9 protein-coding genes are annotated in these 10,506 nt (G+C 71.4%); 4 read left to right on the forward strand and 5 right to left on the reverse strand.

Annotated elements, in window-relative coordinates; all coding sequences use genetic code 11:
- Positions 1–17 precede the first annotated feature (17 nt).
- The 3 genes from JWQ92_RS03000 to JWQ92_RS03010 form a co-directional block, all read right to left on the reverse strand.
- Entirely contained in the window at positions 18–749 is a 732-nt protein-coding gene (locus JWQ92_RS03000) for a DUF2071 domain-containing protein (RefSeq protein ID WP_297342976.1), read from the reverse strand.
- A complete protein-coding gene (locus JWQ92_RS03005) occupies positions 746–1,090 on the reverse strand; it encodes a metalloregulator ArsR/SmtB family transcription factor (RefSeq protein WP_297342977.1) in 345 nt (114 codons plus the stop codon). Before JWQ92_RS03005 ends, JWQ92_RS03000 begins: the two co-directional genes overlap by 4 nt.
- Positions 1,091–1,315: 225 nt before the next feature.
- A complete protein-coding gene (locus JWQ92_RS03010; RefSeq protein ID WP_297342978.1) occupies positions 1,316–1,723 on the reverse strand; it encodes a TIGR03618 family F420-dependent PPOX class oxidoreductase in 408 nt (135 codons plus the stop codon).
- Between the two features lie 128 nt (positions 1,724–1,851).
- Between JWQ92_RS03010 and JWQ92_RS03015 the strand changes: the two genes are divergently transcribed.
- From JWQ92_RS03015 to JWQ92_RS03025, 3 genes are all read left to right on the forward strand, one after another.
- The gene (locus JWQ92_RS03015) at positions 1,852–4,524 is read left to right on the forward strand and encodes a LuxR C-terminal-related transcriptional regulator (protein WP_297342979.1); all 2,673 of its coding nucleotides are present in this window, start codon (positions 1,852–1,854) and stop codon (positions 4,522–4,524) included.
- 124 nt (positions 4,525–4,648) lie between these two features.
- Positions 4,649–5,338, forward strand: coding sequence for a hypothetical protein (locus JWQ92_RS03020; protein ID WP_297342980.1), 690 nt, complete (start codon positions 4,649–4,651; stop codon positions 5,336–5,338).
- Positions 5,335–5,628 (forward strand): hypothetical protein, encoded by a 294-nt coding sequence (locus JWQ92_RS03025; protein WP_297342981.1) that lies wholly within the window; start codon positions 5,335–5,337, stop codon positions 5,626–5,628. Before JWQ92_RS03020 ends, JWQ92_RS03025 begins: the two co-directional genes overlap by 4 nt.
- 45 nt (positions 5,629–5,673) lie before the next feature.
- Here the strand turns inward: JWQ92_RS03025 and JWQ92_RS03030 are convergent, their stop codons facing one another.
- Complete coding sequence (locus tag JWQ92_RS03030; RefSeq protein ID WP_297342982.1) at positions 5,674–6,978, reverse strand: MFS transporter; 1,305 nt, start codon at positions 6,976–6,978, stop codon at positions 5,674–5,676.
- 221 nt (positions 6,979–7,199) lie between these two features.
- Between JWQ92_RS03030 and JWQ92_RS03035 the strand changes: the two genes are divergently transcribed.
- Complete coding sequence (locus JWQ92_RS03035; protein WP_297342983.1) at positions 7,200–9,965, forward strand: LuxR C-terminal-related transcriptional regulator; 2,766 nt, start codon at positions 7,200–7,202, stop codon at positions 9,963–9,965.
- Positions 9,966–10,010: 45 nt separating this feature from the next.
- On the opposite strand, the gene JWQ92_RS03040 is transcribed toward JWQ92_RS03035, so the two are convergent.
- Positions 10,011–10,506, reverse strand: a 496-nt coding sequence (locus tag JWQ92_RS03040; RefSeq protein ID WP_297342984.1) for a DUF4389 domain-containing protein, incomplete at its 5' end; no start/stop codon positions are given.

The following is a 10,506-nucleotide window of genomic DNA, read 5'->3' on the forward strand; positions in this document are numbered from 1 at the left end:
CCCCCGGGTCGCGGAGGTCAGGCGGCCCGCGGCTGCGACACGGCATCCGGGACGATGTGGGGCGTGCCCCAGACGAACGGGAGGTCGAGCATGGCGACGACGCTGTCGAGCACCGCCGAACCCTGCGGGAGGCCCTCGAAGAACGACGACCGGATGCTCAGGAGCTCGGCCGGCTCGACCGCCCAGGTCGTGGACGTCAGCTCGAGCGGCTCGGCACCCGCGCCGTCCCGTCGCGGCGACCATCCGATCGATCCGTCCTGGTAGAAGGCGGAGGCCGCCTCGACGGTCGGGAACAGCGTGCTCGTCCAGGCGCCGCCGAGCCGCGCGTCGACCGCGACGTCGACCCCGGGGGCGGACATCGTCACGCGGAAGCGTGAGCTCGTCTCATCGAGGGTGAACCGCGCCCGCTTCTGGACGCCGGGGAAGAGGCGCCCACCGGCGATGACGGGGAGAAGCGCGGAGCTGTGCCGCTCGGCGACGTAGACGCCGGTGCGGGTGCGGCCGTCCTCGTCCCACTCGACCGCGATCCGATGGGCGACGTTCTCCGTGCTGAAGCCGATTCGAGGTCGGAGCCACCCCGGGCGCACCGACCGGAGTCCGATCATGCAGACCCCCGCCACTGCGCTGCCGTCGACGATCTGCGGCCGGAACGGCTCCGGCACCAGGGTCCTGGCCACGGCCGGGTCGACGCGATAGGTGATGAGCAACCGGCGACGCACCTGGGCGCGGAGTCCTGTGAGCACGCTCACGCCGTCGCCTCCTCGGGGCTCCGGGCCCCTGCGTCCGTCGATCGCTTGCCGATGGTGCGCAGCACGATCTGCTCGGGACAGACGGTGGAGAGGAAGTCACCGACCGACAGCGCCAACCGGTCTCCCACGAGGGAGTAGAGGATCCGGTTGCCCTCCCGGCGCTCGGCCACCAGGCCGGCCCCTCTGAGCACGCTCAGGTGGCGGGAGATGGTGGGCCCGGATGCGTTGAACCGGCCGGCGATCTGACCGGCCGCCAACTCGCCGTCCTTCAGATCCTGAAGGATCTGGCGCCGGGTCGGATGGGCCAGCGCCTCGAAGATGTCGGTGATTCCGTCGGACATGGGTTGAGCATAGCCATTTCGCTAACTAGCTAGCAAGCGAGAGGGCTTCGGAGTGAGTCGTCGTCGCCCGGGTACTGCGACCTGCTCGGACAGCTCTCGCTCTGCGGCGCGATCCTGCTCGCCATCCCCGCCCTGGGTCCGACCCAGCGGCCCGGCGTCCAGCAGTCTCGGCCGGCCACCCGATAGCGGGCGTCGCTCGACGCCGCGACCGTCCACGAACCCGCTCTATTCGGAGGCGAAGCGTCCCCAGCCGTGCCAGCTGTGGATCCGAGCTCTGGCGCTGACCCGCGCCCGGTCGCGGTTCGGATACGGCGTGCCGATGTAGTGCGTCGCCAGCGCGTCGATGTCCGACAGGTCGGCGTCCTCGGTCACGGTGTCGACGGAGAGCTGCAGGCTGACGTGGCTGCCCCAGTCCGCCTCGTCCAGCACCGTCAGCGCGATCCTCGGGTCTCGCCGAAGATGACGAAGCCGAACCCGGTCACTGTCGAGGTTGAGCAGCACGGAACCGTCCGGCTCGAGCAGGTACCACGTGACCACCGAGACCGGCCGGCCGTCCTTCGCCAGGGTCGCCATGACCGCGGGGTTCGGCTGTTCCAGGAACGAGCGGACATCCTCCGGGATCTCGACAGCCACGCCCCGCATGCTACGGGCGACGAACTGAGCGCCCGCGGGCCACCAGCGCCGCACCAGCGGCAGTCCGTCTGCAAGGCTGTGCTGCGCGCTGTCCGGCGCCCAGCACGGTCGAGAGGAACGGGAGTCGCTTGGTCGGCTCGCTCATCGAGACGAAGTTCTTCGTGCCGGCACTCCGGCGCGGCCATGTCTCGCGCCCGGAGCCGCTGCACCTGCTGGAGCAGGCGGCCGACGCCCGGCTGACCCTCGTCTCGGCGCCGGCCGGCTTCGGCAAGTCCACCCTGCTGGCCGAGTGGCTCGCTGGGGCGGCTGCGGCCGGCCGTGGAGTGGCATGGGTGTCGCTCGATGATCAGGACCGTGATCCGGCGGCCTTCCTCACCTACGTCGTGGCAGCGCTGCAACGGGTCCTCGCCGGTGTCGGAGCGGCAGCGCTCGAGCTGCTCGGATCGTCTCCTGTCCGGACCGAGGCGGTCCTGACGACGCTGCTGAACGAGCTCGCATCGACGTCGGGCGAGGTGTGGCTGGTCCTCGACGACTACCACCTCGTCGACGGTCCTGAGATCGGGGAGGCGATGGTCTTCCTGATCGACCATCTGCCCTCCCACGTGCACGTGGTGATCGGCACTCGGGCCGACCCGGGCTTCCCGCTCTCCCGCTTCCGCGCGCGCGGTCAGCTGGTCGAGGTCCGGGCGGCGGATCTTCGCTTCTCGGAGCGCGAGGCCGCGGCCTACCTCGCGGGGAGCGGCGTGGAGCTGACGCCCGACGACGTCACGGCCCTCACCGCACGGACGGAGGGGTGGATCGCCGCGCTGCAGCTCGCGGCCGTCTCGCTTCGAGGCCGCGAGGACGCGAGCGACTTCGTTCGACGGTTCGCGGGTGACGACCGGTACGTCGTCGACTACCTCATCGAGGAGGTGCTGGCACATCAGCCGGAAGAGGTGCGGGACTTCCTCCTCCGGACGTCGGTACTCGCTCGGCTGTCCGCCTCGCTCTGCGACGCCGCCCTGAGCCGCAGCGACAGCGACGACCTGCTCGCCGCCCTTGAACGGTCGAACCTGTTCGTGGTCCCGCTCGACGACCGACGGGAGTGGTTCCGCTATCACCAGCTCTTCGCGGACGTGCTGCGCGCCCGACTCCTCAGCGAGCAGCCGCAGGAGGTGCCGCTGCTCCACGACCGAGCGAGCCGATGGTTCGAGCAGCACGACTCGCCGCACGAGGCGATCGAGCACGCGGTGGCGGGGAGGAGCTTCGACCGGGCGGCCCGTCTCATGGAGGACGCGGCACCCTCGATCCGGCGGGATCGGCAGGACGCGGTCCTGCTCGGCTGGTTGGGGCGGCTGCCCGAGCGCACGGTCGGGAACAGCCCTGTGCTGGCGGTGTTCGCCGGGTACAGCCGGATGCTCGTCGGCGACTTCGAGGGGGCGGAGGACCGCTTCGTCCAGGCGGAACGGGTCCTCTCCTCGGTGGTCGAGGGCGAAAAGGCCCCGTGGAGGCACGGCGTCGAGCTCCGGACTCTGCCCGCCACGATCGCCGTGTACCGCGCCTCGATCGCTCAGGCGCAGGGAGATGTCGAGCGCACGGTGCTGCACGCGAGGTCGGCTCTGCGCCTCGCCGGGCCGTCCGACCATCAGGCTCGGGGCGGCGGTGCCGGCTTCCTGGGGCTGGCCGCCTGGGCGCGGGGCGACGTCGCCGGCGCGCTGGAGTCGTTCTCCGAGGCGGTCGCCAGCCTGCATGCGGGCGGCAACCTGGTCGACGAGCTCACGAGCACGGTCATCCTCGCGGACCTGTGCGTGGCGGCCGGCAGGCCCCGGCGAGCGCGGAGGCTCTACGACGAGGCGCTGCGGGTCGCGGAGGAGCACGGGGCCGCGGTCGCCCGCGCGACCGCCGATCTGCACGTCGGCTTGAGCGAGCTCGACCTCGAGGCCGGGAACCGCGACGCAGCGGCAGGCCACCTGCAGGTGTCCTCCGATGCCAGGGGACCGCTCGGCATGCCGGAGAGCCACTACCGGTGGTTCGTCGCGCGGGCAGCCCTGGCCCGCGCGGAGGGCGCGCTCAGCGACGCGATCGGGTTCCTCGATCGGGCGGAGCCCCTGTACCACGGGGGCTTCTTCCCCGACGTCCGCCCCATCGGCGCGATGCGCGCGAGGATCTGGATCGCCGAAGGCGATCTCCAGGCCGCAGCCGACTGGGCGCGCACGCGCGACCTCTCCCCCGTCGACGAGGCGGAGTACCGGCGCGAGTTCGAGCACCTCACACTCGCGCGGTTGCTCCTCGCCTCCGGCACACCGGGCGAGGCGGTGGGTCTGCTGGCGCGAGTGCGCGACGACGCGGAATCCGCTGGGCGCGGCGGCAGCCTCCTGGAGATCCGGATGCTGCAGGCGCTCGCACGCCGCGCCGAAGGCGACGTCCCCCAGGCGACTGCTCTCCTCGCGGAGGCACTGACGTCGGCGCCGGAAGCGGCCGGGTATGCGCAGCTCTTCCTGAACGAGGGCGCGACGATGGCCGACCTGCTGCGGCGGCTGGCCGAAGGCGGCGGACCGGGCTCCCAGGTCGCGGCGCAGCTGCGGCGTGCGGACGGCTCCGTCACTCCCGGCGCTGCACCGTCACACGCCGGGGTGCTCAGCGAGCGGGAGCTCCAGGTCCTCCGTCTGCTCGACACCGAGTTGAGCGGCCCGGAGATCGCTCGTCAGCTGTTCGTCTCCCAGAACACGCTCCGGAGCCACACGAAGCACATCTTCACGAAGCTCGACGTCGGCAGCCGGCGGGCCGCAGTGGTGCGGGGCCGTGAGCGCGGCCTGCTCTGAGCGGGCTGCCGCCGGATATCACCCCGCGGACCACATCATCGGGTGACGTCCCCTCACCCTTGCGCTTCCTAGGTTCGAGTCATCCGCAGCAGCACCGCCACGGAGTCGAATCAGGGAGCCGGACATGACCGTCACCACAACCACCCTCACCCGAGCCGCCGGGGTGTCCGCCGTCGCAGGTGGCGTGCTCTTCCTCGCCGTGCAGATCAACCATCCGCATCTGGATCCCGCCTTCGCGACGACGACCGAGTTCACCATCCGCCAGACGATGAAGATCGCGTTCGCCGTGCTCTCGCTGATCGGTATCACCGGCATCTACCTGCGCCAGGTGAAGCAGACCGGCGTGCTCGGGCTGCTCGGTGCCCTCCTGCTCGGCGCCGCGTTCCTCGCGATGACCTGCGTCGAGACGATGGGACTGGTCGCCCTCCCGGTGCTCGCGCACAGTGATCCCCGCTACGTCAGCGACGTCCTCGCGGTCGCGACGAACGGCAGCGCCACCGGCGACCTCGGCCTGTTCCCGGCGCTCAACACGGGCGTCGGTCTCGCCCTCGTCAGCGGTGGGCTGCTGTTCGGGATCGCCGTGTTCCGCGCCCGGGTGATCAACCGGTGGCCGGCAGCACTCCTGGCCGTCGGCGTCGTCGCGACCCTCGCCATCCGCCTCCTCCCGCAGGTCAACGAGCGCCTCTTCGCCGTCCCGATCGGCCTCGCGTTGGCCGGCCTCGGCATCGCCCTGCTGGTCGAGCAGCGCACCGTCACCGGTCGCTCGGCGGGCCCCGTCGACGTCGCCCGACTCGAGACAGCGGACGTCAGGTGACCGCTGCGACACCGTCGCGGAACCGCCCGGTCGACTCCATCGACCGGGCGGTCGCCACGGCGGTGACCTCACCCGGGACGGCACCCGCGGAGGTGTACCGGATCCGCGTCGCGGGGCGGCTCGACCGACGGTGGTCGTCCTGGTTCGACGGATTCCAGGTGGACGCCGAGGAGGACGGGTCCACCAGCCTCACGGGCGCCGTCGCCGACCAGGCGGCCCTCCACGGCCTGCTCACCCGTGTTCGGGATCTCGGACTCGAGCTGATCTGCGTCACTCGTGAGACGGGTTGACGCGCAGGGATGCGCGACGACGCCGGGGAACGCGTACCTGCACCGTCATCGCGTGCGGCGCACGGGCAGGATGGCGCCGGCGGCGAGCAGGGCGCACGCCGCCGCCACCCCGTAGAGCGCGGCGTAGTTCCCGTTCGTGAGCGCGAGCACCACGGCGGCCACGCCGGGTGCGATCGAGAACGGCAGAGCTCCCGCGATGTTGAACACGCCCAGGTTCTTGGCCGCCGTGCTCCGGTCGGGGAGCACGTCCGCGACCAGTGCGAGGTCGACCGCGACGTAGACGCCGTAGCCGAGTCCCCCGATGGCCATCCCCACCAGGAAGCCGTCGAAGTCGGAGGCGATCGCGATGACGAACAGCGCCACGCCGTACACGATCGCCGCCGCGAGCACGAACACCTTCCGCCGCCCGGATCGATCGGAGATCCGCCCTCCGAGCAGCGAGGCCACGACCACGAGGGCGGACTGCACGAGGGTCCCGAGGAACACCTGCCCGGCGACCGCTGCGGGCGCGGTCCCGAACCGGCTCAGGAGGTAGTAGGCCTGGTAGGTCGCCAGGAACGCGTACGCGAGCACGAAGAGGAACCGACTCGTGAATGCCCACGCGAAGTCGCGGTTCCGCCTCGGGTCGAGGTAGAAGGTCCTGAAGAACTCTCGGATCGACCACGGTGGACGCTCCCCGGGGTCCAGCCGTCGATCCTTCAGGACCGCGGCGAACAGCAGGATGAAGAAGCCGCCGATCGCACACGGCGCGAGGAACATGGCCAGCTCGTTCGGCGCGAAGAGCTGCACCACGAACGTGCCGGCCACCGAAGCGACGGGGACGCACACGCCGAGGACGCCGGACACCACGCCTCGCTGCGCTGACGGGACCTGATCCGGCAGCACCGCGATCTGCACGGCGAGCAGCGCGTTGAAGAAGAGCTGCGCGACGCACCACCCGACCAGGACGATCGGGATGCTGGGCGCGATGGCGACGATGAGCACCCCGACGGTGCCGCCGACCAGCCCGACGACCATCCACGGCCGCCGCATGCCGAGTCGCGACGTCGTTCGGTCGCTCATCCTGCCGAAAAAGGGGTTCCCGACCATCGCGACCAGTGCACCGACCGCCGTGACGAGCGCCAGTCCGCCTGGTGCCGCGCGTGCGCCGAGCAACGCCTCGACCTTCACCGCGAGCGTGACGAGCAGCGGCGCGATCAGCACAAGACAGGTGCCGATGAAGGCGAGCGTGTAGAGCACGATGAAGGTCCACCCGACTCGCGGAAGCGTCGATCCACCGAGGTCGACCGGCGCGGGGCCACCCATCGGCGGCATGGCTCGGCCGGCTCGGAAAGTGGGCTGTCGGGGCATGAGGCTCTCCTTCATCGGAGCGAGCCGATGGAGCGCCGGGAGCGTCCGCACCGCGTGGGCCCAGGTGTACACCGATCGAGCGCCCTGCACCACAGCACGAGTCGGCGGAGGGCGGGTGCGCGATGACGATCCGGCCGCCGCCCCCGGCCGCATTCCGTGGCAGGGTGACGAGCGAGCGCTGGACGACAGGTCCGGCGTCATTCGGCTGAAGGTGCACCCCGGTGTCGGGTCAACTGCTCGAGTCCAAGCTGCACATGCCCACGCCGCGTCGCGACCTGATCTCTCGGGCGCGGCTGACGGAGCGGCTCGAGCGCGGGGTCGAGTCGAGGCTGACGCTGGTGTCGGCACCCGCAGGGTTCGGCAAGACCACCCTGCTCGCGACCTGGCTCGGTGCCGGCGCGGCACGACCCGGCGACCCGCGCTCGGTCGCCTGGCTGTCGCTCGACCAGGACGATGACGAGTCGGGCCGGTTCTGGACGGCCCTCATCGCCGCGCTCGGGGCCATCACCACCGGGTTCGCCTCCGGGGTGGCCGCCATGCTGCGCGGTCCGCAGCCACCGCCGGTGCGGATGGTGTTGACCGACCTGCTCAACGAGCTCGCCGCGGTGGACCACGACGTCGTCGTGGTCCTCGACGACTACCACCTGATCGAGTCGCTCGAGATCCGTCAGGACGTGGCGTTCCTCGTCGACCGCCTCCCACCGCGGATCCACCTCGTCCTCGCCGCGCGGGCGGACCCTGCGATGCCGCTCGCCCGCCTGCGCGCCCGCGGCGAGCTGACGGAGATCCGGGCCGCCGACCTCCGGTTCACCACCGACGAGGTCTCCGCCTACCTCTCGCAGGCGATGGGGCGCGCGATGCCGCCGGAGCTCGTCGCAGCCCTGGCGGAGCGGACCGAGGGATGGATCGCCGCTCTCCAACTCGCCGCGCTGTCCATGCAGGGGCGCGAGGACGTCGGTGGATTCGTCCGAGCCTTCTCCGGGAACGACCGATTCGTCGTCGACTACCTCGTCGAGGAGGTGCTGCAGTCGCTGCCCGAGGCGGTGGCGGGATTCCTGCTCGAGACCTCCGTGCTCCGCTGGATGACCGGGCCGCTGTGCGACGCCGTGACGGGACGAGGAGGCGGTCGCGCCATGCTCGAACGCTTGGAACGGGAGAACCTGTTCCTCATTCCGCTCGACGACGACCGGCGTTCCTACCGGTATCACCACCTCTTCGCCGACCTGCTGCAAGCCCGCTTGCTCGACGAGCGACCCGAGCGGGCGCGAGGGCTGCACCTGCGGGCGAGCGGATGGTACGCAGGACACGGCGACCTGGACGCAGCCGTCCACCACGCGCTCGCAGCCGGCGACCCGGATCGTGCGGCGGAGCTCATCGAGCCCGCCGTGCCGGCCTTGCGTCGGGAGCGCGGGGAGGCGACGATTCGCACCTGGCTCGAGCGTCTCCCCGTCGAGGTGATGCGCGCTCGGCCGGTGCTGAGTGTCGGCTACGCCGGCGCGCTGCTCGCGGTCGGGCAGGTCGACCGCGTCGAGTCCCTCCTCCGTGACGCGGAGCGTTGTCTCCCCTCTCCCCCGATGGCCGGCACGGGATCGGAAGCGCGGCCCGACCCGTTCGTCGTCGTCGACCGTGAGGAGTTCGACCGTCTGCCGGCGGCGATCGCGGTCTATCGGGCGGGCCTCGCTCTGATGCTCGGCGACAGCGCGGAGACGGTGGCGCAGGCGAGGCGGGCACTCCGGCTGGTCCACCCCGATGACCATGTGCGCCGTGGAGCGGCAGCCGCTCTGCTGGGACTGGCGGCCTGGGGAGACGGGGACCTCGAGGCGGCCTACGACGCGTACGTCCAGTGCTCCGCGAGCCTGCTGCAGGCGGGATACCTGGCCGATGTGCTCGGGTGCGCCACCACGCTGGCCGACATCCGGATCACGCAAGGTCGCCTGCGAGAGGCGATGCAGGTCTACGACCGAGCCCTGCGGCTCGCCGCCGACCGGAACGCGACTCGTTCACGCGGAGTCCCGGACCTGCACGTCGGCATGAGCGCCATACACGCCGAACGGGGCGACCTGCGGGCGGCGAAGGAGGAACTCGGGCGAGCACGGGAGGTGGGCGAGGTCGCCGGCATGCCGCGGTACCGCTACCGCTACCGGGTGGCGGAGGCCCTCGTCCGGGAGATCGAGGGCGACGTGGACGGTGCGCTCGCCCTCCTCGACGAGGCGGAACGCGACTACGTCGCCGACTTCGCACCCGACGTCCGGCCGGTCCAGGCCGTGCGGGCCCGGCTCCTGCTCCGGCTCGGACGGGTGGACGACGCGCTCGACTGGGCGCACCGGGCCGGGATCTCGGCGACGGACGGTCTCGACTACATGCACGAGTACGACCACGTCACGTTCGCTCGGTGCCTGCTCGCGCAACACCGGCGCGCGGCCGCCCCAGCGGACGCCGCGAAGGACCTCTTGAAGCGGCTGCTCGCCGCCGCGGAGTCCGGCGGCAGGACCGGGACGGTCATCGAGGTGCTGGTGCTGCTCGCGGTGGCGGGACGGTCCAGTCGAGACCAGGCGGAGGCGACGCTCGCCCTCGATCGGGCCTTGAAACTCGCCGAGCCGGAGGGGTACTTCCAGGTGTTCGCGGACGAAGCGGAGTCGCTGGAGGTCCTGCTGCGGGCCGCGGCGCATCGTGGAACCTCCGAACGCACGGTACGGCGGCTGCTGAGCCGCGTCGCCGGAGCAGCGAGGACCCCGCTCCGCTCCGGCTCGAGCGAACCGGTCGAGCAGCTGAGCGGCCGCGAGCGCGACGTGCTCCGTCTGCTCAAGACGGACCTCAGCGGACCAGAGATCGCCCGCGAGCTCGTCGTGTCGATCAACACGGTCCGCACCCACACCAAGAACATCTACGCGAAGCTCGGGGTGAGCAACCGACGGGCCGCGGTGATCCGAGCCGCGGAGGTGGAGCGGGTCGAGCGCGGCGAGGTCGCGGAGCGGCACTCGTTCTGATCCGGCTGCGCCACCGATGCGCCGACGAGGCAGCCGAAGAAGCCGTCACCCCTCGCGCACGAAGGCCACGCTGCTCCCGTTCCCGGTCCTCCCGCTCGCCGGCGTCGCGACGCCCATGGGAGCGGCCTCCTCGCCCTGGGCGGCCTGCAGCGCGAGCGGCTCGGTCGCGCCCATATCCAAGCGGAACGGCGGGTACTCGTCGCGCATGAGCGCCACGTACGTGACCACGCGATAGAGCCAGCGATTGACGCCCACGACGAAGTCGAACAGCGGCTGGGGGTAGACGCCAGTGATGAGGAGGAACGCCCCCGCGATGACCACCACGAGATTCAGGATCGAGTACCCGCCGACCGGCGAGGCGGCTGCCCCGGCGCCGACAGCGGCATCGGCCCATGGGTACACGAGGAGGTCGGACACGATCAGGAACACGACGACCAGATGCGGGATCGCCAGCAGCCACGACTTGACCAGCACGAGCCCGCGCGAGAGGCGCTCCGGGTACTCGACGTCGAAGTCGGCCGGATAGTCCGTCCGCGCGAGC

The organism is Amnibacterium sp. (assembly GCF_025463795.1).
Classification (GTDB): domain Bacteria; phylum Actinomycetota; class Actinomycetes; order Actinomycetales; family Microbacteriaceae; genus Amnibacterium.

Coding starts and splice junctions, on each gene's coding strand:
- JWQ92_RS03005 (WP_297342977.1), bottom strand. CDS start 1,090: ATGTCCGACGGAATCACCGACATCTTCGAGGCGCTGGCCCATCCGACC.
- JWQ92_RS03030 (WP_297342982.1), bottom strand. CDS start 6,978: ATGCCCCGACAGCCCACTTTCCGAGCCGGCCGAGCCATGCCGCCGATG.
- JWQ92_RS03020 (WP_297342980.1), top strand. CDS start 4,649: ATGACCGTCACCACAACCACCCTCACCCGAGCCGCCGGGGTGTCCGCC.